Genomic DNA, 24,491 nt, shown 5'->3' with positions numbered 1-24,491 from the left:
CGGGGGCGGTTTTCAGATGACGATAGAAGGGACGATCGGCCCTGATCAGTCCGGTCGGCTGAGCGAGGCGACCGGCGTCCGCTTCGGCGCGCCGCGGGGAGCGTCGCTGCGGCTGAGCATCTCCTTGAGATAGGCGACGTTGGCCGCGGCCTGATCCGGCGGCAGATCTGCTTTCACGATGGTCTCGGCTTCGGCGAAGCGGCCCTGCAGACCGACGACAAGGCCGAGATTCTGCCGCACCCGGACGCCCGCACGCGGCGAAGCGTAGGCCTGCCGCAGCGCCTCTTCGGCCTTCGGAAGGTCTCTCGACAACATGTAGGACAGGCCGAGATTGGAGAGCACGCCGGGATCACCCGGTGCGATCTTGAGTGCGCTCGCGTAGTAGGAACGCGCTTCCTCGTGACGGCCCATCTGGTCCAGCGTGGTGCCCTGCACCGAGAGCAGGCGCCAGTCCGGATTGTCAGGCGAATGCGCTTTCGACAGCACGTCGTAGGCCTGCTGGAAATTGCCGTTGTCGGCGAGGGCGCGGCCGTATTGGGCGAGCAGCGCCTTGTTGCCGGGATTGGCGATGGTCGCCTGCTCGAGCACGGCGGCGGCCTGGGCGCGCTGTCCGTTGGCGCGCAACGCCTGACCGTAGGCGAGCGCGGCATCGGCGTCCTTGGGATTGGCGCGGTAGCGCTCGCCAAAGACCTCGATGGCGCGCACCGGATCGGTGGGAGCCGCCTCTGCCCGTGGTCCGCCGATCGAGCCCGTCACGTCGGAGAGTTTCGACATGCCCGTGCAGCCGCCGAGGCCCATGGCCACCACCGCGACCAGCGAGGTGGACGCAACAAGCCGGGCAAGACTGAACCGTAGACGCATGACGCTGTGACTCTCGAGCCGATTGATCGAGCCGAACGCGCCAGCAATAGACCGTTAACCCTAACGGCCGGTTAACACCGTTCCCAGGCCGCGCGGCTCACGGCGGGGTCTGCGACGGTGCCTTTTCGCCGAGGCCGAGATCGAGGCCGAGCACCCTCACCTGTTCGCTCGGATGCCTTGGCAATTGCCGCCTCAATATTCGATGGCAAGCCGCCTGCGGATTTCGTCGACGCGCTTGTCGAGCGCATCGAACCGCGCATGGACGGAGCGGTCGTGGAGATAGAAGACGTAACCGCCGGCAAGGAGCGCAAAGAGCCAGTGGTGGTGCTCGACATAGCCGAAGATCGCCTCGATCGCCTCGCCGATGAATGCGACCACGCTCCACACGAATTCCATTGCATGTCCTCCCGGCGCGCTTCGTTGTCGGCCGCATGATGTCCAACTCCGGCGACCGTTGCCGGAACCTTATCATGACCCCCTTGCCGCGAGTAGCGGCTCGCTGAACGGTGACAGCAAAGCCGATTGCAGCGGCGGCGAAACTCTGCGAAGTCTCATCCATTCGCATCACCCGTTTGATCTGACGATCCGGACCAGCCAATGCCTTCTGTCTTCGAGACGTCTGCCGTCGCCATCCCGATCAGCTTCGTCACCAAATCGAGCTGGGACCAGGTCGCCGAGACGCTGCCGGCGCCGCAACGCGCGTTCGCCACGGCATGCGCCTTTGCCGCCAAGCCGGGCGCCTATCTGGCGCTGCCTGCGCCCGACGGCGCAATCGCGCAGGTGCTGTTCGGCCTCGAGGAAGAGAGTGCAAGATCGCGCGACCTGTTCCGGCCTGGCGCCCTGCCCGGCCTGCTGCCGCCGGGCATCTATCGCTTTGCCAATGCGCCACACGATGTCCGGCTGGCGGCGCTCGCTTTTGCGATGGGGCGCTACCGCTTCGCGCGCTACCGCAAGGCTGACAGACCCGACGTACGACTGGTGCCGCCTGAAGGCGTCGATGCGGCCGAGATCGAGCGGATCGCTGATGCCGCCATGCTCGCGCGCGACCTCATCAATACGCCCTCCAACGACATGGGACCGGAAGAGCTCGCCGCAGCGGCGCAAGCGCTCGCAGCCGAATTCGGAGCAAGCTTCGCCTGCACCATCGGCGCTGAGCTGGAGAAGAACTTCCCGCTGATCCACGCCGTCGGCATGGCCTCCAACCGCGCGCCGCGGCTGATCGACATCGGCTGGGGCAATCCTGATCATCCCAAGGTGACGCTGGTCGGCAAAGGCGTCTGCTTCGACACCGGCGGGCTCGACCTCAAGCCGTCGAGCGGCATGCTGATCATGAAGAAGGACATGGGCGGCGCCGCCAACGTGCTGGCGCTGGCGCGCATGGTGATGGATGCGAAGCTGAAGGTGCGGCTGCGCGTGCTGATTCCGGCGGTGGAGAACGCGGTCGCCGGCAACGCCTTCCGCCCGCTCGACATCTTTACCTCGCGCAAGGGCATCACGGTGGAAATCGGTAATACCGATGCGGAAGGCCGGCTGGTACTCGCCGACGCGCTGGCACTGGCCGATGAGGAGAAGCCCGATCTGCTGATCGATCTGGGCACCCTGACCGGCGCCGCGCGCGTCGCGCTCGGACCGGATCTGCCGCCCTTTTACACCGATGACGAGACCCTTGCCGCCGATGTCGCGCGCTGCGCGGTGCAGGAGAACGATCCGTTGTGGCGCATGCCGCTGTGGCCGCCTTACGATTCCTGGCTGGACTCCAAGACCGCTACCATCACCAACGCACCGTCAGGCGGCTTTGCCGGCTCGATCATTTGCGCGCTGTTCCTGCAACGCTTCGTCGAGCAGGCGAAGAGCTGGCTGCATGTCGACATCTACGGCTGGACACCGTCGGCGAAGCCAGCGCGTACCGAGGGCGGCGAGTGCCAGGCCGCGCGTGCCATCTATGCACTTCTGAGCGAGCGCTATGCATGATCCGCGAATAACCCCGGCGCGGAGCGACCTCGCCGCGAAATATCTCGAAGGCAAGGTCGAGGCGGATCGCTTCGTCGCCGGCGAGGAATTCGAGGTGGTCGATGCGGTCGCGCCTGTGCGCGAGCAGCCGTCCTCAAACGCCATGCTGATGACGGAGGCGCTGCGCGGCGAACGCGTCACCGTCTACGACCGCAACGGCGAGGGCTGGGCCTGGGGCCAGCTCAATGGCGACGGTTATGTCGGCTGGCTGCCGGATGCAGCGCTCATGAAGCCCTCGGCGGCGCCGACCCATGTGGTCAGCGCGCTGCGGACATTCGCGTTCCCCGGTCCCTCGATCAAGCTGCCGCCTACCGTGACGCTCGTGATGGGATCAAGGCTCGCCGTGACGCGCGAGGATGGCAGCTTCGCCGTGACGCGCGACGGACAATACCTGCCGAAGGCGCATCTCGCCCCGCTCGGTCATCGCGAGCCGGACTTCGTCGCGGTCGCCGAGCGCTTCGTCGGCACGCCCTATCTCTGGGGCGGCAAGAGCAGTTTGGGCATCGATTGTTCCGGCCTCGTCCAGGTCTCGCTGACAGCGGCGGGGATCGGCTGTCCGCGCGACAGCGACATGCAACAGGCCGGTCTCGGCCGCGCACTGGAGCCGCATGAGCGAAGCAGCTTGCTGCGCGGCGATCTGATCTTCTGGAAGGGGCATGTCGCCATCGTGCGCGATCGGACCACCATGGTTCACGCCAACGCGCATCACATGGCGACCGCGATCGAACCGATCGAGCCGGCCATCGCGCGGATCAGGCAGGCCGGCAGCGAGGTCGTTGCAATCAAGCGGCTGTGACGGGCCTTACGTTCCCACCGCCCCGTTGCCCGCCGTCTCGAGCCGGAACGCGGCCGCGAACAGCGCGCGCGTGTAATCCGTCTTCGGGTTCTTGAACAGCTCGGCGGCCTGCCCCTCTTCGACCACCTTGCCGCCGCGCATCACGATCAGGTGGCTCGCAAGCGAGGCGACGACGCGCAGATCGTGGGAGATGAACATGTAGGTGAGCTCGCGCTTGCGCTGAAGCTCGCGCAACAGATCGACCATCTGCGCCTGGAACAGCATGTCGAGCGCGCTGGTCGGCTCGTCCAGCACAACGAAATCCGGCTCCAGCACCACCGCCCGCGCGATGCTGATGCGCTGGCGCTGGCCGCCGGAGAATTCGTGGGGATAGCGGAAGCGGGTATCCGGCTTCAGCCCGACGTCTTCCAGCGCCTTGACGACGCGCTCCTCGCGTTCTTCCCGCGTCAGCTTCGGCTGATGCACCGAAAGACCTTCGGCGATGATGTCGGCGACCGACATGCGCGGTGAGAGCGAGCCGAACGGATCCTGGAACACGATCTGCATGTCGCGCCGGAACGGCCGCATCTCCTTGAAGTGCAGCCCCTGGATGTCTTTCCCCAGGAACACGATGCGCCCGTTCGAGGAGATCAGCCGCAGCAGGGCCAGCCCCAGCGTGGTCTTGCCCGAGCCGGATTCGCCGACCACGCCGAGCGTCTCACCCTTGCACACCGCGATGCTGACGCCGTCGACCGCCTTGATGTGGCCGACCGTCTTGCGCATCAGGCCACGCTTGATCGGAAACCAGACCTTCAGGTCATCGGCCGACATCACCACCGGCGCATCCGGCTGCGGCGGCGCCGGATCCGGCTTCGGCTCTGCCGCGAGCAGGTCGCGCGTATAGGGATGCTTCGGGCCCTTGAAGACCTGCTCGACCGGCCCCTGCTCGACGATCACGCCGCCCTTCATGACGCAGACGGTGTCGGCGATGCGGCGCACGATGCCGAGGTCGTGGGTGATGAAGAGCAGGCTCATGCCGAGCCGCGAACGGATCTCGGCGAGCAGCGCCAGGATCTGCGCCTGCACGGTGACGTCGAGCGCCGTGGTCGGCTCGTCCGCGATCAACAGATCCGGCTCGTTGGCGAGCGCCATCGCGATCATCACGCGCTGGCGCTGGCCGCCGGAGAGCTGGTGCGGGTAGCTCTTCAGCCGCGTCTCCGGCTCGGGAATGCCGACCTGCGTCAGCAATTCCAGCGTTCGCTTGCGCGCCTCGGCATTACTGGTCGGAGCATGCAGCTGGATGATTTCGCCGATCTGCGCCTCGATCGTGTGCAACGGATTGAGCGAGGTCATCGGCTCCTGGAAGATGATGGAGATGTCGCTGCCGCGAATCTCCCGCATCTGTTGCTCGGAGCGGTCGATCAGCTCCTGCCCCTTGAAGTGGATGCTTCCCGAGGGGTGCGAGGCGTTCGGATAGGGCAGCAGTTTCAGGATCGAGAGCGCGCTGACAGACTTGCCGGAGCCGGATTCACCGACCAGCGCCAGGCATTCGCCGCGCTTGATCTGGAACGAGACCTTGTCGACCGCGAGCGTGGTGGCGCCGCCCTGGTGGAAGGCCACCGAAAGGTCGCGAACGGCGAGCAGGGGCTGGTTGATCGCGTCCATTGGTCTACCTGAACGTCCTGCGCGGATCGAAGGCGTCGCGCACCGCTTCGCCGATGAAGATCAAGAGCGACAGCATGATCGCGACCGAGAAGAAGCCGGAGAAGCCGAGCCAGGGCGCCTGCACATTGGACTTGGCCTGGGACAGCAATTCGCCCAGCGAAGGTGATCCCGGCGGCAGGCCGAAGCCGAGGAAATCGAGCGCCGTCAGTGTCATCACCGAACTCGACACGATGAAGGGCAGGAACGTCATGGTCGCGACCATCGCGTTCGGCAGCAAATGGCGGAACATGATGACGGGATTGGAGACGCCGAGCGCGCGCGCCGCCTGGATGTATTCGAAATTGCGGCCGCGCAGGAACTCGGCCCGCACCAGACCGACCAGAGAGACCCAGGAGAACAGCAGGAGGATGCCGAGCAGCACGAAGAAGCCGGGCACGAGCACCGAGGACAGGATCAGGAGAAGATAGAGCGAGGGTATCGCCGTCCAGATCTCGATGAAACGCTGAAAGATGAGATCGACCCGGCCGCCGAAATAGCCCTGCACCGCCCCCGCCGCGATGCCGATGACGGACGAGACGATCGTGAGACAAAGGCCAAACAGAACCGAGATGCGGAAGCCATAGATCAGCCGCGCGACCACGTCGCGCCCCTGATCGTCCGTCCCGAGCCAGTTATATTCGAGGTCGCGGCAGCTCTTCAGCCCCTTCTTCTCCACCACCGGCTTGCATTGCGCTTCCGTGAGCATCCAGGTCGGCGGCGACGGCGCCGGCGTCGGCAGGTCGAGATTGTGGGTGTCGTAGGAGTAGCGGATCAGCGGCCAGAGGATGCTGCCCCCCTTGTCCTTGATCAGCTTCTGCAAATAGGGGTCGCGGTAGTCCGCCGCGGTTTCGAAGTCGCCGCCGAAGGTGGTTTCCGAATAGGTGACGAAGGCGGGCCAATAGAGACGGCCGTCGAACTTGATCAGGAAAGGCCGATCATTGGCGATCAGCTCGGCGAACAGCGAGAGCAAGAACAGGGCGATGAACAGCCAGAACGACCAATAACCGCGTCGATTCGCCTTGAAGTTCTGCCATCGCCGCCTGTTGAGCGGCGAAGGAACGAAGGGCTTGCGCGTGATCGGAACGACCTCACCCAGCGGGGACTGGGTCGTGGTCTCGATCGGCGTCGGCGCGGTAATCGTCATCAGACCTCCCGCGCCTCGAAATCGATCCGGGGGTCGATCCACATATAGGTCAGGTCGGAGACCAGGTTGATCACGAGGCCGACCAGCGAAAAGATGTAGAGCGTGCCGAACACCACGGGATAGTCGCGGTTGAGCACGCTCTCGAAGCTGAGCAGCCCGAGCCCATCCAGCGAGAAGATGGTCTCGATCAGAAGTGAGCCCGAGAAGAACGCGTGAATGAAGGTGCTGGGAAAGCCTGCGATCACGATCAGCATCGCATTGCGGAAGACGTGCCCGTAAAGCACCCGGTTCTCGCTACAGCCCTTCGCGCGCGCGGTCATCACGTACTGCTTGCGGATTTCGTCCAGAAACGAGTTCTTGGTCAGGAACGTCATGGTGGTGAACGCACCGAGCCCCATGGCGATCAGCGGCAGCGTCAGATGCCAGAAGTAATCGATGATCTTCCAGTACCAGGGGAACTGCGACCAGCCGTCCGAAGTCAGTCCGCGCAACGGGAACCAGTTGAAGAAGGAGCCGCCGGCAAACAGGATGATGAGGAGAATTGCGAACAGGAAGCCGGGAATCGCATAGCCGAGCACGAGCACGGTCGACGTCCAAGTGTCGAAGCGTGTGCCGTCCTTCACCGCCTTGCGGATGCCGAGCGGGATCGAGATCAGATAGGTCAGGAGCGTCAGCCACAGGCCGAGCGAGATCGAGACCGGCAGCTTCTCCTTGATCAGCTGCAGGACGCTGACGTCGCGAAAATAGCTCTTGCCGAAATCGAACCGGGCGAAATTCCAGACCATCAGCGCAAAGCGCTCCGGTGCCGGCTTGTCGAAGCCGAACTGCTTTTCCAGCTTCTTGATGAAGTCGGGATCAAGGCCCTGCGCGCCGCGATATTTCGAGTTGATGGCATCGCCGCCGGCCCCCAGCTGCCCCGGCGCACGCTGCGCAAAATCGCCGCCGCCGGAAATGCGCGAGGTGCCGCCGGTGTCGGCTCCCGAGAGCTGCGCGATCACGCGCTCGACCGGGCCTCCCGGCGCGAACTGCACGACGACGAAGGAGACGAACAGGATTCCGAGCAGGGTCGGAATCATCAGGAGGATGCGGCGGGCGATATAGGCGCTCATGATTATTTCGCCTGCTCGAGCTTGGCGGCCTTGGCGGGGTCATGCCACCAGATGTCGGGCGCGCCGACGCCATTGGCATAACGCGGCAATTTCTGCGGATGACCGAACTGATCCCAATAAGCCAGCCGGTGCGTCTTGTTATACCATTGCGGCACCCAATAACGGCCGGCGCGGAACAGGCGATCGAAGGCCCGGCAGGCGACGGTCAACTCCTCGCGACTGTCGGCCGCCATGATCTTCTCGATCATGGCGTCGATGGCCGGGCTGGCAACACCCGCGAGATTGTACGAGCCCTTGGTTGCCGCAACCTGCGAGGAGAAGAACGCGCGCATGGCGTCGCCTGGTGTCGCCGACATGCTGAAGCGCTGGATCGTCATGTCGAAGTCGAAATCTTCCTGGCGCGCTTTGTATTGCACGGCGTCGACGAGCCGGATGTTGGCCTCGATGCCCAGCGTCCCCAAATTCTTGATATAGGGCGCGTGGTGCGGCTGGAACGAGGGCTCGTCCAGCAGGAATTCGATGCGGAAGACCTCACCGTTCAGCAGGACGCGCTTGCCGTCCTTGATCGGCACACCGGCATCGGTCAGCAATTGCTGCGCCTTGCGCAGCAGGCTGCGATCCTGTCCGGATCCGTCCGTGATCGGCGGGGAGAAAGGCGCTGCGAACACCTCGTCGGGGACTTGGCCTCGGAACGGCTCGAGCAGCTTCAATTCGTCCGGGGTCGGCGGGCCATCGCTCGCCATGAGATCGGAGTTCTGGAACGGCGACACCGTGCGGGCATAGGCGCCGTACATGATGGTCTTGTTGGTCCACTCGAAGTCGAACGCATTGATCAGGGCCTCGCGCACCCGCGCGTCCCTGAATTTTTCACGTCGCGTGTTGATGAACCAGCCCTGCGCGCCCGACGGCGTCTCGTCGGGCACGACTTCCATCTTGACACGACCCTCCTTGACGGCAGCGAAATCATAGCGCGTCGCCCAGATGCGGGACGTGAACTCCTCGCGGTAGAGATAGTTCTTGCCGGTGAACCCCTCGAAAGCGACGTCGCGATCACGATAGAACTCATACCGCACGACGTCGAAATTATAAGTGCCGCGGCAGGGCGGAAGATCCGCAGCCCACCAGTCCTTCACCCGCTCATACTCGATATAGCGATTGACCTCGAACTTGCCGACCTTGTACGGACCCGAGCCCAGCGGGATCTCCAGAGACGTTTCATCGAACGGGCGGGACGCGTAGTATGCCTTCGAGAAGATCGGCAGGCTCGCGGCATAGAGCGGCACGTCGCGCGCGCGCCCCTTGGCAAAGGTGACGACGAGCGTTGCATCGTCGATAGCTTCCGCGCCGACCATGTCGCGCAGCTGCACGAGGATCAGGGGATGGCCCTTCGTCTTCAGAGCCATCAGCGAGAACGCCGCATCATGCGCGGTGAGCTTCGTGCCGTCGTGGAATTTCGCCTCCGGCCGCATGGTGAAGCGATAGACCAGTCTATCCGGCGATACCTGGACGGATTTGGCCGCGAGCCCGTACATCGCATCAGGCTCGTCGCTGGCGCGCACCATCAGCGGCGCGAAGGTCATGTCCATGCCTTGCGCGCCGTCGCCCTTCAGGATGAAGGCGTTGAGCGAATTGAAGGTCTGGTAGGATTGGTTATAGGCGCGTACCGACGGAATGAGCGAGAACGTGCCGCCTTTCGGCGCATCGACGTTGACGTAGTCGAAATGGTGGAAGTCAGCGGGATATTTGAGATCGCCGAACGCCGAGATTCCGTGCGCCTCGCTTCCTCCTTCCGATGCATGAGCCCCACGCAACAGCTGCGCATTCAGCGACACACCGACGGCGCCGCCGACACCCAGGGACAGCACGTGGCGGCGTGACATCTGCGTCATGCGGAAAATGTCCTTCACGACTTCTTTGCGATCCGCGCCGCCTTGTCTGCGTCGTACCACCAGATGAACGGGAAGCCGGACTGACCGTATTTGGGCAACTCCGCCGGGCGGCCGAAACGATCCCAGCGCGCGGTGCGCACCTTCGTATAGGTCCATTGCGGCACGACGTAGTGATTCCACAGCAGCACGCGGTCGAGCGCCTTGGTTGCGGCGACGAGATCGTCGCGATCCCTGGCGTAGATTACCCGTTCGATCAGCTTGTCGATCGCGGGATTTTTGATGCCGCCAAGGTTGCGCGAGCCGGCGATGTCGGCCGTCTTGGACGACCAGAACTCACGCTGCTCGTTGCCCGGCGACTGCGACTCGCCCCAGGAGTTGGTGACGATGTCGAAATCCCACTCGCGCGTCCTGTTCTCGTATTGGGTCGGATCAACCGTCCGCACGCTGACCGCGATGCCGAGCCGCTCCAGCGACGGCTTGTAGAACAGCGTGATCCGTTCGAAGCTCGGATCCGAGTTCAGCAGTTCCAGGGAGAACTGGACGCCGGTCTTGACGTCGGTCAGCTTGCGGTCGCGCACCTCGTAGCCGGCCTCCTTGAACAGGCGCAGCGCCTCGCGCAGATTGTCGCGCACGGCTTCGGGACTGCCGCCGACCGGGTTGCTGTAGGCGGTGGTGAAGACTTCGGGCGGGACCTGGGCGCGGACGGTTTCGAGGATCTCGAGCTCCTTGCCCTGCGGCAGGCCGGTTGCCATCAGATCTTCGATGCCGTCGAAATAGCTGCTGATGCGCTTGTACTGGCCGTAGAAGATCTGCTTGTTCATCTCCTCGAAGTCGAACGCATAATTGAGCGCACGCCGCACGCGGGGATCGCTGAACTTGCCGCGGCGCAGGTTCGGCACGAAGGCCTGCATCACGCCCGAGCTGCGATTGGCGAATTCCTCGAGGATCACGCGCTTTTCGCTCACGGCCGGGAAGTCGTAGGCCGTCGCCCAGCTCTTCGCGCTGTTCTCGGTACGCCAATCGACCTGGTCGGCCTTGAAAGCCTCGATCGCGACGGTGGCGTCGCGGAAATATTCGTAGCGCAGCTCGTCGAAATTGTTGCGGCCGACATTGGCCGCGAGGTCGCGACCCCAATAATCCTTGACGCGCTCCAGCGCGATCGACCGTCCGGCGACGAAGTCCTTGACCTTGTAGGGACCGGAACCAAGCGGCACCTCAAGCGTGGTGGCGGACACATCGCGCTTGCGACCTTGCGCGTCGGTCCCTTCCCACCAATGCTTCGGCAGGACGGTGAGCTGCCCGACGATCTGCGGCAACTCGCGATTACCCGGCGCGTCGAACACGAACTTCACCTCGCGCTCGCCGACCTTCTCGGCCTTCACCACATGGCTGTAATAGGCCGAGTACATCGGGTGGTGTTTCTTGAAGGAATCGAGCGAGAAGATCACGTCGTCGGCGGTAACCGGCTTGCCGTCGTGCCATTTGGCCTGCGGGCGCAGGCGGTAGGTGACGAAGGAAAAATCATCGGGATGGCTCACGGCCTCGGCCAGCGCGCCATATTCGGTCGAGACCTCGTCAAGCGAGGGCGTCGTGAGGGATTCGTAGATGAATGCCACGGCACCGGCGACCTGCCCCTTCACACCCGATACGACGATGTTGAAATTGTCGAAAGTGCCAACCGCGATCTGCCGCGCGACGCCACCCTTGGGCGCTTCCGGATTGACGTAGTCGAAGCGCTTGAAATCGGCGGGGTACTTGACCTTTCCAAACAGCGACAACCCGTGGCGCCAGGGAAGCTCATTCGCCGCTTGCGCATCGGCGCTACCGACGACGGAGAGGCCCGCCACGGAACCGAGGGCGGGAAGCGCTGCAACCGCAGTGCCGGTGAGCAGGAGATCGCGTCGGGTAATGGCCAAATCAATAGTCCTGTCTTGAAGGAGGCTACTCCTTTAAGGTCCCAATATAGGCGAGGTTTCGACCGAATATGTTGCTTTTTCCTCATCTTGGAAGGCCGTGCGGCCTGTCGGATGCGGCCAAACGCCCCGATAAACTCACCGCGAGGCCCGGATAAGGAAACGGCCAGGCTTCTCAGCCTGGCCGCATATTCCAAGATCGATACCGAGGCGCCTTATTTCGCCGCGGTCGGTAGCGGCTTCGGGCTGTCGGAGAGGCTGTTCAGGTACGCGATGACGTCGGCGCGTTCGGAGTCCTTCTGGATACCCGCGAAGCCCATCGCGGTGCCGGGAATGAAGCCCTTCGGATTGGCAATGAACTTGTTGAGATCGTCGATCGTCCAGGTGCCGCCCTTGGCCTTCATCGCCGCCGAGAAGTTGAAGCCGTTGCGGCCTTCGCCCCGGTGGTCGCCGACGACGCCATAGAGGTTCGGACCGACGCGATTCGGGCCGCCCTTCTCGAAGGTGTGGCAGGCGGCGCACTTCTTGGCGGCGGCAGCGCCCTTCTCGACAGACGCGGTCTGGAGCAGCTTTTCGATCGGCTCGGCGGGCGCGGCGGCAGCGGCGCCTTCCTTGCCGTGACCGGCATCTTCCTTCACGGCGATCTCGAAACCCGGCTTTTCCGGCATCTTGGGCGAGAACAACGCATTGGCGGTGAAACTCGTCACCAGCAGAAGGAGACAGGTGCCGAGCACGGCACCGAGAATCTTGTTGAGTTCGAAAGAGTCCATTTCCGGCCAGGCCCCACACCGCAAGAAGGATCGAGCGGCCGGGCGGCCGCCAGGACGAGCCTCGGGAGAATCAATCGTTCCTTACTGTTTCCCCGAGTTTTGCCATTGAGATATCGGTTTGCCCGGGGTCTGGCAACCCGTATAAGCGACCCCGCTTTCGACCCGTCCCCACCCATTTCCCGGCGCGGAAAACGCCCCGTTTCCAGGCTCCTGACCCCGGATCTCCAGACCCAATGATCGATCCTCGCATCCTGGTGCTGATCCCGGCCCGCATGGCCGCCACCCGCCTGCCCGGCAAGCCGCTCGCCGATATCGCGGGGCTGCCGATGATCGTGCACGTGCTGCGCCGCGCCGAGGCCGCCGGTATCGGCCGGGTCGCGGTCGCGACCGATACGCCGGAGATCGCTTCTGTCGTGACGGCCCATGGCGGCGAGGCCGTGATGACCAGCCCGGCACACCCCTCCGGCTCCGACCGCATCCACGAGGCCATGCAGAAGCTCGACCCGGACGGCAAGGCCGAGATCGTGGTCAATCTGCAGGGCGATTTTCCGACCATCACGATCGACAACATCCGCCAGGTGCTGCCGCCGCTGCAAGACCCGGCCGTGGACATCGCGACGCTGGCCTCGCAGATCCACACCGAGGAGGAAGACCTCGCCCCGAGCGTCGTGAAGGCGATCGGAACCTCGCTCGGCGGCAAGCGCATGCGCGCACTTTATTTCACCCGTGCGACCGCGCCGACCGGCGACGGACCGCGTTACCACCATATCGGTCTGTACGCCTATCGCCGCGCGGCGCTGGAGCGTTACGTTTTGTTGCCGCCCTCGCCGCTGGAATTGCAGGAGAAGCTCGAACAGCTCCGGGCGCTCGAGGCGGGAATGCGCATCGACTTCACCATCGTCGACACCGTGCCCCGCGGGGTCGACACGCCGGCGGACCTGGAAACCGCCCGCAGCATCCTTTCCAAATCCTGAGCCGCTGTTACAAGGCCGACCCAGGAGCACTTTTAAGACATGAGCAAGATGAAGATCGCATTCCAGGGCGAGCCCGGAGCCAATTCCCACATCGCCATCGTCGAGGCCTATCCCGACGCCGAGCCGTTGCCCTGCGCCACCTTCGAGGACGCGCTGTCGGCGATCTCCTCGGGCGAGGCCGATCTCGGCATGATCCCGATCGAGAACTCGGTCGCGGGCCGCGTTGCCGACATTCATCATCTGCTGCCGGCCTCCGGCCTCTTCATCATCGGCGAATGGTTTCTCCCCGTTCGGCATCAATTGATGGCGGTGAAGGGCACCAGGCTCGAAGACATCAAGAGCGTCGAGAGCCATGTCCATGCGCTCGGCCAATGCCGCCGCATCATCCGCAAGCTCGGCATCAAGCCGATCGTGCACGCCGACACCGCCGGCAGCGCCCGCGACATCTCGGAGCGCAAGGACAAGACGGTGGCCGCGATCGCGTCCCGCCTCGCCGCCAAGATCTACGGCCTCGACATCCTCGCCGAGGACATCGAGGACGAGGCCCACAACACCACCCGCTTCGTGGTGCTGGCGCGCGAGCCGAAATGGGCGGCGCAAGGCTCCGGCCCGCTGGTCACGACCTTCGTGTTCCGGGTGCGCAATTTGCCGGCCGCGCTCTACAAGGCGCTCGGCGGCTTTGCCACCAACGGCGTCAACATGACCAAGCTCGAGAGCTACATGGTCGACGGCAATTTCTTCGCCACGCAGTTCTACGCCGACGTGGACGGCCATCCCGACGACAAAGGCCTGGCCTTCGCGATCGAGGAGCTGAAATTCTTCTCGCGCGAATTCCGTATCGTCGGCGTCTATCCGGGCCATCCGTTCCGCGCCACGTTCAGTGAGTCGAAGCAGGATTAGTCGCGTGTCCCGGCCGCGCGAAGCGCGAGCGTCCGGGGCACGATAGTGTTTACGCGGCCGCTCGGAGCCCAAACGCCTCCGCCAGCAGCGAATACGACTTCTTCCGCGCCTCGTGATCGTACACGGCGGTGATCACCATCAGTTCGTCCGGCTTGCTCACGTCGATCAGCAGCTGCAGTTTCTTCTGCACCGTCGTGGGGCTGCCGACGAACAGACGCGAGCGGTTGCGGAGGATCGAGGTGCGCTCGGCGTCGGAGTAAGGATAGGCCAGCGCCTCCTCGACGCTCGGCAGCGGCAGATATTGTCCGCGGTCGCGGCGCAGCCGGTTGAGGTCGAACGAAGAGGCAAGCCGTTCGGCCTCCTCGTCGGTATCGGCGGTGATGACGGCGACCGCGAGGGTGGCGTGCGGGCTCGCACGCCAGGCCGAAGGCTGGAAGCGGTTGCGATAGTGCACCATCGCATCGACCGCGTCGTGGGACGCGAAATGATGAGCGAACGCGAAGCCCATGCCGACTTGCGCGGCCAGTTCCGAAGAATAATCGCTGGAGCCGAGCAGCCAGATCGGCGGCAGGGCGGTGTCGTCGGGCATGGCGACGACGTTGTGGTAGGGGTGCCCTGCGGGGAATTCGCGGGTCTCCCACAGGATCAGTTCGTGCAACCGCTCCAGGAAATCGTCGCCCTCGCGGCGGTCGAGCCGGCTGCGTAGCGCGTAGGCCGTGGCACCGTCGGTGCCGGGCGCCCGGCCAAGGCCGAGATCGATGCGGCCGGGAAACAGCGCTTCCAGCATCTTGAAGCGTTCGGCCACCACCAGCGGCGCATGATTGGGCAGCATCACCCCGCCGGAGCCGACGCGGATGTGCTTCGTCACCGCCGCGATCTGGCCGATCATGACGTCGGGCGCCGGGCTCGCGACCGAGGCGAGGTTATGGTGCTCGGCGAGCCAGTAGCGGACATAGCCGAGCCCGTCGACATGGCGCGCCAGGTCGATGCTGTTGCGCAAGGCCGCAGCGGGCTTGGTGCCTGTGGTGACGACCGAGAGGTCGAGAACTGAGAGCGGGATCATGGCGCGCTAACCTAGTGGAGGACCGGGCGGCGACAATGGGGTGGCTGCGCAGATCTGACGTGTGCAGGTCGCGAGCCGAGGGGCCTGGTCAACACGAGCTGATTGGGCCGATTAAAGTCCATAGGACCACATTTTCCTATTGCCCACCATGGATTCTGCTTCCAAATTCCATCTCAACATTCATTACTGCATTGATATTCATATAATTTCGTCGCTCCGACGACGGCCCAACAAAATCGGATTACGACCGGTAATCCGGAGATGACCGGTGTAAGTGGGCTATTTCCCATCTCCGATGGGCTGTCGATCGAACAGCCTTTGCCCTATCTTAGGCACTCCCAAGCTAGACCTGACCGTCGGCCGCCAGGATCTGGCGACATATCTGGAGCGAATGGTGCCATGACCGATCTGACGATTCCTGCCCGGGCCGACGGGCAAGACGGGCACCTCAAGCGACCTGCGATCTCCTTCGAATTCTTTCCGCCCAAGACGGAGGATATGGAGCGCAATCTCTGGGAGACCATCAACCGGCTCGCCCCGCTCGACCCGAAATTCGTCTCGGTGACCTACGGCGCCGGCGGCTCGACCCGCGAGCGCACCCATTCGACCATCGCCCGCATCCTGAAAGAGACCGCGCTGCTGCCGGCCGCGCATTTGACCTGCGTCGGCGCCTCGCGCGGCGAGATCGACGAGATCGTCGACCGCTATCACGAAGTCGGCGTCCGCCACATCGTGGCCCTGCGCGGCGATCCCGCCGGCGGTATCGGCACGCCCTATTCGAGCCATCCCGACGGCTACCAGAACTCGGCCGATCTGGTCGCCGGCATCAAGAAGCGGCATGGCGACATCGAAGTGTCGGTGTCGGCCTACCCCGAGAAGCATCCCGAAGCGCGCGACTTCGATGCCGACATCGACACGCTGCAGGCCAAGGTCGATGCCGGTGCGGCGCGCGCGATCACCCAGGTGTTCTTCGACAACGACCTCTACTTCCGCTATCTCGACCGGGTCCGCGCGCGCGGCATCGACATTCCGGTCGTGCCGGGCATCATGCCGATGCACAATTTCAAGCAGGCGCGCAATTTCGTCACGCGGGCCGGCACCACGGTGCCGGACTGGTTCGCCGCGAAGTTCGAGGGCCTCGACGACGACGCCGAGACCCGCAAGCTGGTGGCCGCGACGGTTGCCGCCGGCCAGGTGCAGAAGCTCGCCAAGAATGGCGTCGACACCTTCCATTTCTACACCATGAACCGCGCCGATCTCGTGTTCGCGATCAGCCATTTGCTCGGCATCCGCGCCAAGAGCGCGCAGAAGGCGGCCTAAGACGACATGACCGTACCCATCTCTCCGAAGCGAACTGCCCTGCTCAACGCCGCGCGCGAGCGCATCCTCGTGCTCGACGGCGCCATGGGCACGATGATCCAGAACCTGCAGTTCGACGAAGCGGCCTTCCGCGGCGAGCGCTTCAAGGACTTCCATCGTGACCTGCGCGGCAACAACGATCTGCTGATCCTGACCCAGCCGCAGGCAATCGAGGACATCCACGCAGCGTATTTGCGCGCGGGCGCCGACATCGTCGCGACCAATACGTTCTCGACCACCTCGATCGCGCAGGCCGATTACGACCTCACCGACATCGTCTACGAGATGGCGCGTGAAGGCGCCCGCCTCGCCGGCAACGCCGCGCGCCGCGTCGAGGCCGAGGACGGCAAGCCGCGCTTCGTCGCCGGCGCCATCGGGCCGACCAACCGCACCGCCTCGATCTCGCCAGACGTGTCCAATCCCGGCTACCGCGCCGTCACCTTCGACGATCTGCGCAAGTCTTACGGCGAGCAGATCAACGGCATGCTCGACGGCGGTGTCGACCTCTTGCTGGTCGAAACCATCTTCGACACGCTGAACGCCAAGGCGGCGCTCTACGCCGTCGCCGAGATCACCGAAGCACGCGGCATCGACGTGCCCGTGATGGTGTCGGGCACCATCACCGACAAGTCCGGCCGCCTGCTCTCGGGCCAGATGCCGGAGGCGTTCTGGCATTCGGTGCGGCACGCCAAGCCCATCACGATCGGTTTCAACTGCGCACTCGGCGCCGAAGATTTGCGCGCGCACATCGCCGATATCGGCCGCGTCGCCGACACGCTGGTGTGCGCCTATCCAAACGCGGGCCTGCCCAACGAATTCGGCCAGTATGACGAGACGCCCGAATACATGGCGCGCCTGGTCGGCGAGTTCGCGCGCGATGGCCTGGTCAACATCGTCGGCGGCTGCTGCGGCACCACGCCTGACCATATCGCTGCGATTGCGGCAGCCGTCGCCCCGCACAAGCCGCGCATCGTGCCCGAGATCGAACCGCGCCTGCGGCTCTCCGGCCTCGAGCCCTTCGTGCTGACCGACGCGATCCCGTTCGTGAACGTCGGCGAGCGCACCAACGTCACCGGCTCGGCCCGCTTCCGCAAGCTGATCACCGCCGGCGACTACACCGCCGCGCTGCAGGTCGCGCGCGACCAGGTCGAGAACGGCGCGCAGATCATCGACGTCAACATGGACGAGGGCCTGCTCGACTCCGAAGCCGCGATGGTGACCTTCCTCAACCTGGTCGCCGCCGAGCCCGACATCGCCCGCGTCCCCGTGATGGTCGATTCCTCGAAATTCTCGGTGATCGAAGCCGGCCTGAAATGCGTGCAGGGCAAGCCGGTCGTCAACTCGATCTCCATGAAGGAAGGCGAGGAGAAGTTCATTCACGAAGCCAACATCGCGCGGCGCCACGGCGCGGCGGTGGTGGTGATGGCGTTCGACGAGGTCGGCCAAGCCGACACGTTCAAGCGCAAGACCGAGATCTGCAAGCGCGCCTACGACATCCTGGTGAACAAGGTCGGCTTCCCGCCCGAGGACATCATCTTCGATCCGAACGTTTTCGCGATCGCGACCGGCATCGAGGAACACAACAATTACGGCGTCGACTTCATCGAGGCGACGCGCTGGATCCGGCAGAATCTGCCGGGCGCGCATATCTCGGGCGGCGTCTCCAACCTCTCCTTCTCGTTCCGCGGCAACGAGCCGGTGCGCGAGGCCATGCACTCGGTGTTCCTGTATCACGCCATCAAGGCCGGCATGGACATGGGCATCGTCAATGCCGGGCAGATGATCGTCTATGACGACATCGACCCCGAGCTGCGCCAAACTTGCGAGGACGTCGTCCTCAATCGCGACCCCGGTGCTTCCGAACGCCTCTTGGCGCTGGCCGAGAAATTCCGCGGCAACAAGACCCAGACCAAGGAGGCCGATCTCGCCTGGCGCGAATGGCCGGTCGCCAAGCGTCTCTCGCATTCGCTGGTGCATGGGATCACCGAGTTCATCGAGCAGGACACCGAAGAGGCCCGCAAGGCGTCGAAGCGTCCGCTCGACGTGATCGAGGGCCCGCTGATGGCCGGCATGAACGTGGTCGGCGACCTCTTCGGCGACGGCAAGATGTTCCTGCCGCAGGTGGTGAAGTCCGCCCGCGTCATGAAGCAGGCCGTGGCCTGGCTGATGCCGTTCATGGAGGAAGAGAAGGCGCGCAACGCCGCGAACGGCATCGGCACCGAAGGTTCTTCCTCCGCCGGCAAGATCGTGCTCGCGACCGTGAAGGGCGACGTCCACGACATCGGCAAGAACATCGTCGGCATCGTGCTCCAGTGCAACAATTACGAGGTGATCGACCTCGGCGTGATGGTGCCCGCCGCCAAGATCGTCGAGACCGTGAAGGCCGAGAAGGCCGACATCGTCGGGCTCTCCGGCCTGATCACACCCTCGCTCGACGAGATGGCGTTCTTCGCCGGCGAATTGCAGCGCGAAGGCCTCAAGCTGCCCCTGCTGATCGGCGGCGCCACCACCAGCCGCGTGCACACCGCGGTGAAGATCGACCCGAGCTATCGCGCCGGCCCCGTCGTGCACGTCAACGACGCCAGCCGCGCGGTCGGCGTCGCCTCCTCGCTGCTCTCGCCCGAGAGGCGCGACGCCTATGCGGCCGAGGTGCGCGCCGAGTACGCCAAGATCTCGGAGGCGCATCTGCGCGCGCAGGCCGACAAGAAGCGCCTGAAGCTCGCCACAGCGCGCGCCAACCGCGTGCCGGTGGACTTCGCCAAGAGCAAGCCGGTGAGGCCGACCTTCCTGGGCATCAAGAGCTTCGACGACTACGATCTCGCCGAGCTTGTCGACTACATCGACTGGACGCCGTTCTTCCAGACCTGGGAGCTCGCCGGCCGCTTCCCCGCCATCCTCGACGACGCCAAGGTCGGCGAGGTCGCACGCTCGCTCTATGACGACGCCCGCAAGATGCTCGACACCATCGTCAAGGAAAAATGGTTCCGGGCGCGCGCGACCGTCGGCTTCTGGCCGGCGAACGCGCAAGGCGACGACATCGTGCTTTATGCCGACGAGAGCCGCACCAAGACGATCGCGACGCTGCACACGCTGCGCCAGCAGCTCGAGAAGCGCGAGGGCCGTTTCAACGCGGCGCTCGCCGACTTCGTCGCGCCGGCAGGCGTTCCCGACTATGTCGGCGGCTTCGTCGTCACCGCAGGCATTGGCGAGGATGCGGTCGCCGACCGCTTCAAGATGGCCAATGACGATTACTCCTCGATCCTGTGCAAGGCGCTGGCCGACCGCCTCGCCGAGGCGTTCGCGGAACGCATGCATGCCCGCGTGCGCCGCGAGTTCTGGGCCTACGCGCCGGATGAGACGCTCTCCACCGAGGATCTGATCCTCGAAAAGTACCAGGGCATCCGCCCCGCGCCGGGCTATCCCGCCCAGCCCGACCACACCGAGAAGGCGACGCTGTTCGAGTTGCTCGATGCGGAGGCAAATTGCGGTGTGAAGCTGACCGAGAGCTTTGCGATGTGGCCGGGCTCGTCCGTGTCCGGGCTCTATTTCGCTGCGCCTGAGAGCTATTATTTCGGCGTCGGCAAGATCGAGCGCGACCAGGTCGAGGACTACGCCGCGCGCAAGGGCATGACGGTGGCCGAGACCGAGCGCTGGCTCGCACCGGTGCTGAACTACATCCCGTCGCGCGAGGACAAGACGTTTGCCGCGACGCCCGCGAACGACGAGCCCCCGGCGGATCTCGCCTCGCATCCGCCGGGCTGCACTTGCGCCGTGCACCTCGTCTGGCAGAAGAAGCGCGCCGGCGCGGGTTAGGCGCGGCTCCAAAGCAAAATATGAGAAAACAACCCCATGCACAGTAGCGATGGGGTTGAAAAAATTCAGCAATTTCTTTGTGGCGTCGGGCGGGTTTTGCGACGTCGGGCAAAACAGGCGTATCGTTGCAAGATCGGCTGCTGCGACGGTCTTCGCAGTCGCGGCGGATAGGGCGCGCCCCTCACCTTGCGCTCGGTTTTCGTGCCCCGGACGCGGAAGCGTCTCACCCCTTCGGCGGGGCCAGCGGCTGCACGATCTCCTGGAACGGCGGCAAGGCCTCGCAACGCTCGGCATGTGCGCTCAGTGCCGGATAGCGCGCGGCGTCGAACAGCTGTGGATGGGCCTCCCGAGTGAAGCGGACGACGCAGGCCACCGCAACATCGGCGTGGCCGATGCGATCGCCCAGCCAATACGGCGTCGTCACCTTCGCGCGCTCGGCCTCCAGCACTTTCAGGACATCGCCGATCTGCGCCTGACACCGCTCGACCCACAGCGTGAGCTGCTCCTTCCGCAACACGCGCTCGTAGAGCAGGCTGACCGCCTTGTCGCCGAGACCGGAGGCCAGCGCGCAGATGCGCAGATGCTTTCGCCGCTCGGCGCCGCCGCGCGGCAGCATCGCCTTTTCCGGCCCCACCAGTTCGTCGAGATAGTCCAGAATGATCATGCTCTCGATCAGCGCCTCGCCGTCGTCGAGCACCAAAGTCGGCACGCGGCGCAGCGGATTATACGGCGCGATCTTGTCGGCATCGCCGAAGGTCGACCACGGCTTGTGCGCGAAAGCGAGGCCGTAGAGCTTCAGCGCAATCGCGACGCGGCGGACGAAGGGGGAGTCGTATTGGCCGATCAGGAACATGGGTCACCTCTCGTCATTGCCGGGCTTGACCCGGCAATTCATCACGCTTCAGACTAGAGTTTGATGGATGCCCGGATCAAGTCCGGGCATGACGATCTGAGCGGGAAGACACGCATGACGCGGCGACTAGCGACGCTGGCATTTGGACTCTGCCTGCTCGCCGCGGGCGCCGCCCACGCGCAGGATCGCCCGATCGGCTTCCAGACCCCGTCAAAAAACATCGCCTGCCAAGTCTTCACCGATAACAGTCAGGCCGTGCTCCGCTGCGACATCATGAACCTGGAAAGCCGCCCGCGCCGGCCCGCCGATTGCGAGCTCGAATGGGGCAACGCCTTCGAGATGAGCGCAAAGGGCAACTCGGGCCGCATCTGCGCCGGCGACACCATCATGGACCCGTCGTTCCCGGTGCTCGCCTATGGCGAGGTGTGGCAGCGCGCGGGGTTTACGTGCCGATCGGAGCAGACCGGGCTGACGTGCTTCAATGCAATGCAGCGCGGGTTTTCGCTAGCGCGGGGGAAGCAGGAGGTGTTTTGAGCAACGACATGACCGCTGACAAGGCTCCCTCACTCACTATTCTGGGCGTCTACTCCTACAGCGCGGACAAAGTTGCCTATGCCCGCTTCATCCGGGAGTTGATCGATTCCTTAGATCCGCCCAATTTCAGCGAAGAAGTGAAGGACATCTTGCGCCACGGCGACAGGGGTGACGAAATCGTGCCGCTGACTCCTGAAGAGAAACAGGATTGGGAATACGAGCTGCACTCCCATATGGACGATGCCGCTGTTCTCGAAGTGCTCGTGGAGAATCCGGACGCAGGATTCAATCCTCATGACTTCGCTCAGATTGACCCGACCAATCCCAAGGACCATTCAGAGATGGCGTGGAACGAGATGTTCCTGACCGCAGATGGCGAGACGGAGATCGAGACCGATTACCGGCAAAGGCTGCCTGCAGCTAACGAGTATCGTGTCGTGTTCGTCATCCATCGTTGGGAGCCTGACCTGCCGCTGCGCTCCAGCTACGGAGAGCTTCAAGCTCCTGCCGTACAGCCGCTTTCCGAACGGCCATGGCGTCTCGTTTCCTATGATCCGCCAGAGCCGAGTTACCGTGCAATCCAATAACACGGAGCGTAGCCCGCATGAGCGAAGCGACATGCGGGGAATCGCCTCCCGGATTGCGCTTCGCTCATCCGGGCTACAGCTAATCGATGACTGGCACATGCCTCGCGGCCGTCCGCGGCGCCGTACCATCCAGCCGAGGATCGTCGGCGATCTCGATCTGGCGACGGAACGGGCGGAAGCCGGAGCGCTGGTAGAACGCGACGGCTGAGGGATGGTCGAGGGTGCAGGTGTGCACCCAAACGCGGCTGACGTTGCGTGACCAGGCGCGCTCCAGCGCGCGGTTCATCAGGAAGCGGGCGGCGCCGGTGCCGATCAAGCTACCGGTGACGCCGAAATAGACCAGCTCGCATTGGCCGGGCTCGCGGAAATCCAGCTCCAGCAGGCCTTCGTCGTGGCCGTCCGCCGCCAGGGCGTAGACCTCAATATCAGGCGCATGGATGATTGCGGCAAGCTCGGCATCGCTCATGCGGGCGCGCGAGAACCACAGCCATTCCTCGCCGACGCGGCGGAAGATGTCGCGATACCAATCGAGTGCGGGGGCGTCCACCTTGCGCAGGGTCCACGCGCCCGGCGGATCATCGCGGCGCGCGGGAGGCGCGGTCATCTCCAGATGAGTGACGATGGCGGCGATCTTGCCGGCGGGGACGTCGGAATATCCGTCGGGAAGGATCATTTTCTCACAGCCAGGTTGACCGCTACCCCTCCCCCTCGTCACTCGCCAGCACGCCCTTCACCGCCCGCGCCCATCCCGCAAGCTTCCGCTCCCTTGTCGCCTGACTCATGGCCGGCTTGAAGCGGTGCTCCAGCCGCCAATTGTCGGCGAATTTGGTCGGCTCGGGATAAACGCCGGCCTGGAGGCCGGCGAGATAGGCGGCGCCTAAAGCCGTGGTCTCCTGGATCACGGGGCGATCGACCGGGGCATCCAGCAAATCCGCGAGGCGCTGCATGGTCCAGTCCGATGCGGTCATGCCGCCGTCGACGCGGAGCACGACGCTGGCGGTTTCCGAGCTTGGCCAGTCCGCGCGCATCGCGGCCCAGAGGTCGAAGGTCTGGTAGCAGACGCTTTCCAGCGCGGCGTGGGCGAGCTCGGCCGGGCCGGTGTTGCGGGTGAGGCCGAACAGCGCGCCGCGCACGCGCGGATTCCAGTAGGGCGCGCCCATGCCGACGAAGGCGGGGACGAGATAGACGCTCTGCATGGAGTCGGATTGATCCGCCAGCGGCCCGGTCTCGGCGGCGTGCTTGATGATGCCGAGGCCGTCGCGCAGCCACTGCACTGCGCTGCCTGCAACGAAGATCGAGCCTTCGAGCGCGTAGGTGCGCTTGCCGTCGAGCTGATAGGCGACCGTCGTGAGCAGCTTGTTTTTGGACACCACGGGCGTGGTGCCGGTGTTGAGCAGCGCAAAGCAGCCGGTGCCGTATGTCGACTTCATCATGCCCGGGCGGAAGCAGGCCTGGCCGATGGTGGCGGCCTGCTGGTCGCCGGCGATGCCGGAGATCGCGATGGCACCGCCGAACAGATCGGGCGTGCTCTCGCCGAAGCGGGCGGAGGAGTCCTTCACCTCGGGCAGCATCGAGCGCGGGACGCCGATGATCTCCAGCAGCTCGTCGTCCCACTGGCCGGTGTGGATGTTGAACAGCAGCGTGCGCGAGGCGTTGGTGGCGTCGGTGGCGTGCACCTTGCCGCCGGTGAGGCGCCACAGCAGATAGCAATCAACGGTGCCGAACATCAGCTCACCGCGCGCGGCGCGGGCGCGGGCGCCGGGGACGTGGTCGAGAATCCATGCGATCTTGGTGCCGGAGAAATAGGGATCGATGATCAGGCCGGTCTTCTGCGAGATCAATGGCTCGCGGCCATCGGCCTTGAGTTTTGCGCAGATGTCAGCGGTGCGGCGATCCTGCCAGACGATGGCGCGGTGCACGGCCTGCCCCGTCGCGCGGTCCCACACCACGGTGGTCTCGCGCTGATTGGTGATGCCGATCGCGGCGATGTCCTTTGCACCGATGCCGGCCTGCGCAATGGCGTCGCGGCAGACCTTCACGGTCGAGGTCCAGATATCCTCCGGCTCGTGCTCGACCCAGCCCGAGGCCGGGAAATGCTGCGGAAACTCGGCTTGCGCCTTCGCCGCGATGGATATGTCGCCGCGAAACACGATCGCGCGCGAGGAGGTGGTGCCCTGGTCGATGGCGAGGACGAAAGACATGGAAGTTACCTTGGCGTTTCCCGGAGGAGTCG

At 64.5% G+C, this 24,491-nt stretch carries 20 protein-coding genes; 8 read left to right on the top strand and 12 right to left on the bottom strand.

All coding sequences use genetic code 11. From position 1 onward, the window contains the following. Window positions 1-45 precede the first annotated feature (45 nt). Both IVB24_RS07060 and IVB24_RS07055 read right to left on the bottom strand, forming a co-directional pair. A complete protein-coding gene (locus IVB24_RS07060; protein WP_247772536.1) occupies window positions 46-861 on the bottom strand; it encodes a tetratricopeptide repeat protein in 816 nt (271 codons plus the stop codon). Window positions 862-1,053: 192 nt separating this feature from the next. Beyond that, window positions 1,054-1,257, bottom strand: coding sequence for a hypothetical protein (locus tag IVB24_RS07055; RefSeq protein ID WP_140481260.1), 204 nt, complete (start codon window positions 1,255-1,257; stop codon window positions 1,054-1,056). A 201-nt stretch (window positions 1,258-1,458) separates the two neighbouring features. Here IVB24_RS07055 and IVB24_RS07050 point away from each other — a divergent pair, with 201 nt between their 5' ends. Together IVB24_RS07050 and IVB24_RS07045 are read left to right on the top strand one after the other, a co-directional pair. Next, window positions 1,459-2,832 (top strand): leucyl aminopeptidase family protein, encoded by a 1,374-nt coding sequence (locus IVB24_RS07050; RefSeq protein ID WP_247772535.1) that lies wholly within the window; start codon window positions 1,459-1,461, stop codon window positions 2,830-2,832. Then, window positions 2,825-3,667 (top strand): C40 family peptidase, encoded by an 843-nt coding sequence (locus IVB24_RS07045; RefSeq protein ID WP_247772534.1) that lies wholly within the window; start codon window positions 2,825-2,827, stop codon window positions 3,665-3,667. Before IVB24_RS07050 ends, IVB24_RS07045 begins: the two co-directional genes overlap by 8 nt. 6 nt (window positions 3,668-3,673) lie before the next feature. Here the strand turns inward: IVB24_RS07045 and IVB24_RS07040 are convergent, their stop codons facing one another. The 6 genes from IVB24_RS07040 to IVB24_RS07015 all read right to left on the bottom strand — a co-directional run bounded on the left by IVB24_RS07040 (window position 3,674) and on the right by IVB24_RS07015 (window position 12,175). Further along, window positions 3,674-5,311, bottom strand: coding sequence for an ABC transporter ATP-binding protein (locus tag IVB24_RS07040; RefSeq protein ID WP_247772533.1), 1,638 nt, complete (start codon window positions 5,309-5,311; stop codon window positions 3,674-3,676). Between the two features lie 4 nt (window positions 5,312-5,315). Then, window positions 5,316-6,494: an ABC transporter permease gene (locus IVB24_RS07035; protein ID WP_247772532.1), complete on the bottom strand. Its 1,179-nt coding sequence runs from the start codon at window positions 6,492-6,494 to the stop codon at window positions 5,316-5,318. Further along, window positions 6,494-7,603 (bottom strand): microcin C ABC transporter permease YejB, encoded by a 1,110-nt coding sequence (locus IVB24_RS07030; protein WP_247772531.1) that lies wholly within the window; start codon window positions 7,601-7,603, stop codon window positions 6,494-6,496. The genes IVB24_RS07035 and IVB24_RS07030 overlap by 1 nt, the downstream gene beginning before the upstream one ends. Before the next feature lie 2 nt (window positions 7,604-7,605). Beyond that, complete coding sequence (locus IVB24_RS07025; protein WP_247772530.1) at window positions 7,606-9,492, bottom strand: extracellular solute-binding protein; 1,887 nt, start codon at window positions 9,490-9,492, stop codon at window positions 7,606-7,608. 14 nt (window positions 9,493-9,506) lie between these two features. Further along, window positions 9,507-11,408 (bottom strand): extracellular solute-binding protein, encoded by a 1,902-nt coding sequence (locus IVB24_RS07020; protein ID WP_247772529.1) that lies wholly within the window; start codon window positions 11,406-11,408, stop codon window positions 9,507-9,509. Between the two features lie 212 nt (window positions 11,409-11,620). After that, the gene (locus IVB24_RS07015) at window positions 11,621-12,175 is read right to left on the bottom strand and encodes a cytochrome c family protein (RefSeq protein WP_094976712.1); all 555 of its coding nucleotides are present in this window, start codon (window positions 12,173-12,175) and stop codon (window positions 11,621-11,623) included. A 233-nt stretch (window positions 12,176-12,408) separates the two neighbouring features. Between IVB24_RS07015 and IVB24_RS07010 the strand changes: the two genes are divergently transcribed. Then, on the top strand, window positions 12,409-13,149 hold the full coding sequence (locus IVB24_RS07010; RefSeq protein ID WP_247772528.1) for a 3-deoxy-manno-octulosonate cytidylyltransferase: 741 nt from the start codon (window positions 12,409-12,411) through the stop codon (window positions 13,147-13,149). 39 nt (window positions 13,150-13,188) lie between these two features. After that, window positions 13,189-14,049: a prephenate dehydratase gene (locus tag IVB24_RS07005; protein WP_247772527.1), complete on the top strand. Its 861-nt coding sequence runs from the start codon at window positions 13,189-13,191 to the stop codon at window positions 14,047-14,049. Window positions 14,050-14,098: 49 nt separating this feature from the next. On the opposite strand, the gene IVB24_RS07000 is transcribed toward IVB24_RS07005, so the two are convergent. Further along, entirely contained in the window at window positions 14,099-15,112 is a 1,014-nt protein-coding gene (locus tag IVB24_RS07000; protein WP_247772526.1) for an LLM class flavin-dependent oxidoreductase, read from the bottom strand. A 399-nt stretch (window positions 15,113-15,511) separates the two neighbouring features. On the opposite strand from IVB24_RS07000, the gene metF reads away from it, so the two are divergent. Then, complete coding sequence (metF, locus tag IVB24_RS06995; protein WP_166468039.1) at window positions 15,512-16,432, top strand: methylenetetrahydrofolate reductase [NAD(P)H]; 921 nt, start codon at window positions 15,512-15,514, stop codon at window positions 16,430-16,432. 6 nt (window positions 16,433-16,438) lie between these two features. Beyond that, window positions 16,439-20,284, top strand: coding sequence for a methionine synthase (metH, locus tag IVB24_RS06990; protein ID WP_247772525.1), 3,846 nt, complete (start codon window positions 16,439-16,441; stop codon window positions 20,282-20,284). Between the two features lie 223 nt (window positions 20,285-20,507). Here metH and IVB24_RS06985 read toward each other — a convergent pair whose 3' ends face one another. Continuing rightward, window positions 20,508-21,137 carry a glutathione S-transferase family protein gene (locus tag IVB24_RS06985; RefSeq protein WP_247772524.1) on the bottom strand — a complete coding sequence of 210 codons (630 nt, stop codon included), beginning with the start codon at window positions 21,135-21,137 and terminating at the stop codon, window positions 20,508-20,510. A 63-nt stretch (window positions 21,138-21,200) separates the two neighbouring features. On the opposite strand from IVB24_RS06985, the gene IVB24_RS06980 reads away from it, so the two are divergent. Both IVB24_RS06980 and IVB24_RS06975 read left to right on the top strand, forming a co-directional pair. Then, on the top strand, window positions 21,201-21,671 hold the full coding sequence (locus IVB24_RS06980) for a DUF6636 domain-containing protein (RefSeq protein ID WP_247772523.1): 471 nt from the start codon (window positions 21,201-21,203) through the stop codon (window positions 21,669-21,671). A gap of 8 nt (window positions 21,672-21,679) precedes the next feature. Then, window positions 21,680-22,258, top strand: coding sequence for a hypothetical protein (locus IVB24_RS06975; RefSeq protein ID WP_247772522.1), 579 nt, complete (start codon window positions 21,680-21,682; stop codon window positions 22,256-22,258). A 79-nt stretch (window positions 22,259-22,337) separates the two neighbouring features. Here the strand turns inward: IVB24_RS06975 and IVB24_RS06970 are convergent, their stop codons facing one another. Beyond that, on the bottom strand, window positions 22,338-22,931 hold the full coding sequence (locus tag IVB24_RS06970; protein ID WP_247772521.1) for a GNAT family N-acetyltransferase: 594 nt from the start codon (window positions 22,929-22,931) through the stop codon (window positions 22,338-22,340). 22 nt (window positions 22,932-22,953) lie between these two features. Continuing rightward, complete coding sequence (glpK, locus tag IVB24_RS06965) at window positions 22,954-24,459, bottom strand: glycerol kinase GlpK (RefSeq protein WP_247772520.1); 1,506 nt, start codon at window positions 24,457-24,459, stop codon at window positions 22,954-22,956. Window positions 24,460-24,491: the final 32 nt, after the last annotated feature.

The organism is Bradyrhizobium sp. 192 (assembly GCF_023100965.1).
GTDB lineage: Bacteria > Pseudomonadota > Alphaproteobacteria > Rhizobiales > Xanthobacteraceae > Bradyrhizobium > Bradyrhizobium symbiodeficiens.
The sequence above is the reverse complement of the archived record's forward strand: the minus strand, read 5'-3'. Positions and strand labels throughout refer to the sequence as shown.

What these genes read in the sequence shown, in the direction of transcription:
- IVB24_RS06970 (WP_247772521.1), bottom strand. Translation starts at nt 22,931, where the DNA reads ATGATCCTTCCCGACGGATATTCCGACGTCCCCGCCGGCAAGATCGCC.
- IVB24_RS07035 (WP_247772532.1), bottom strand. Translation starts at nt 6,494, where the DNA reads ATGACGATTACCGCGCCGACGCCGATCGAGACCACGACCCAGTCCCCG.
- IVB24_RS06975 (WP_247772522.1), top strand. Translation starts at nt 21,680, where the DNA reads ATGACCGCTGACAAGGCTCCCTCACTCACTATTCTGGGCGTCTACTCC.
- IVB24_RS07040 (WP_247772533.1), bottom strand. Translation starts at nt 5,311, where the DNA reads ATGGACGCGATCAACCAGCCCCTGCTCGCCGTTCGCGACCTTTCGGTG.
- IVB24_RS06980 (WP_247772523.1), top strand. Translation starts at nt 21,201, where the DNA reads ATGGATGCCCGGATCAAGTCCGGGCATGACGATCTGAGCGGGAAGACA.
- IVB24_RS07045 (WP_247772534.1), top strand. Translation starts at nt 2,825, where the DNA reads ATGCATGATCCGCGAATAACCCCGGCGCGGAGCGACCTCGCCGCGAAA.
- IVB24_RS07030 (WP_247772531.1), bottom strand. Translation starts at nt 7,603, where the DNA reads ATGAGCGCCTATATCGCCCGCCGCATCCTCCTGATGATTCCGACCCTG.
- IVB24_RS07010 (WP_247772528.1), top strand. Translation starts at nt 12,409, where the DNA reads ATGATCGATCCTCGCATCCTGGTGCTGATCCCGGCCCGCATGGCCGCC.
- IVB24_RS06985 (WP_247772524.1), bottom strand. Translation starts at nt 21,137, where the DNA reads ATGTTCCTGATCGGCCAATACGACTCCCCCTTCGTCCGCCGCGTCGCG.
- metH (WP_247772525.1), top strand. Translation starts at nt 16,439, where the DNA reads ATGACCGTACCCATCTCTCCGAAGCGAACTGCCCTGCTCAACGCCGCG.
- IVB24_RS07025 (WP_247772530.1), bottom strand. Translation starts at nt 9,492, where the DNA reads ATGACGCAGATGTCACGCCGCCACGTGCTGTCCCTGGGTGTCGGCGGC.
- IVB24_RS07015 (WP_094976712.1), bottom strand. Translation starts at nt 12,175, where the DNA reads ATGGACTCTTTCGAACTCAACAAGATTCTCGGTGCCGTGCTCGGCACC.
- IVB24_RS07000 (WP_247772526.1), bottom strand. Translation starts at nt 15,112, where the DNA reads ATGATCCCGCTCTCAGTTCTCGACCTCTCGGTCGTCACCACAGGCACC.
- IVB24_RS07050 (WP_247772535.1), top strand. Translation starts at nt 1,459, where the DNA reads ATGCCTTCTGTCTTCGAGACGTCTGCCGTCGCCATCCCGATCAGCTTC.
- metF (WP_166468039.1), top strand. Translation starts at nt 15,512, where the DNA reads ATGACCGATCTGACGATTCCTGCCCGGGCCGACGGGCAAGACGGGCAC.
- IVB24_RS07055 (WP_140481260.1), bottom strand. Translation starts at nt 1,257, where the DNA reads ATGGAATTCGTGTGGAGCGTGGTCGCATTCATCGGCGAGGCGATCGAG.
- IVB24_RS07005 (WP_247772527.1), top strand. Translation starts at nt 13,189, where the DNA reads ATGAGCAAGATGAAGATCGCATTCCAGGGCGAGCCCGGAGCCAATTCC.
- IVB24_RS07060 (WP_247772536.1), bottom strand. Translation starts at nt 861, where the DNA reads ATGCGTCTACGGTTCAGTCTTGCCCGGCTTGTTGCGTCCACCTCGCTG.
- glpK (WP_247772520.1), bottom strand. Translation starts at nt 24,459, where the DNA reads ATGTCTTTCGTCCTCGCCATCGACCAGGGCACCACCTCCTCGCGCGCG.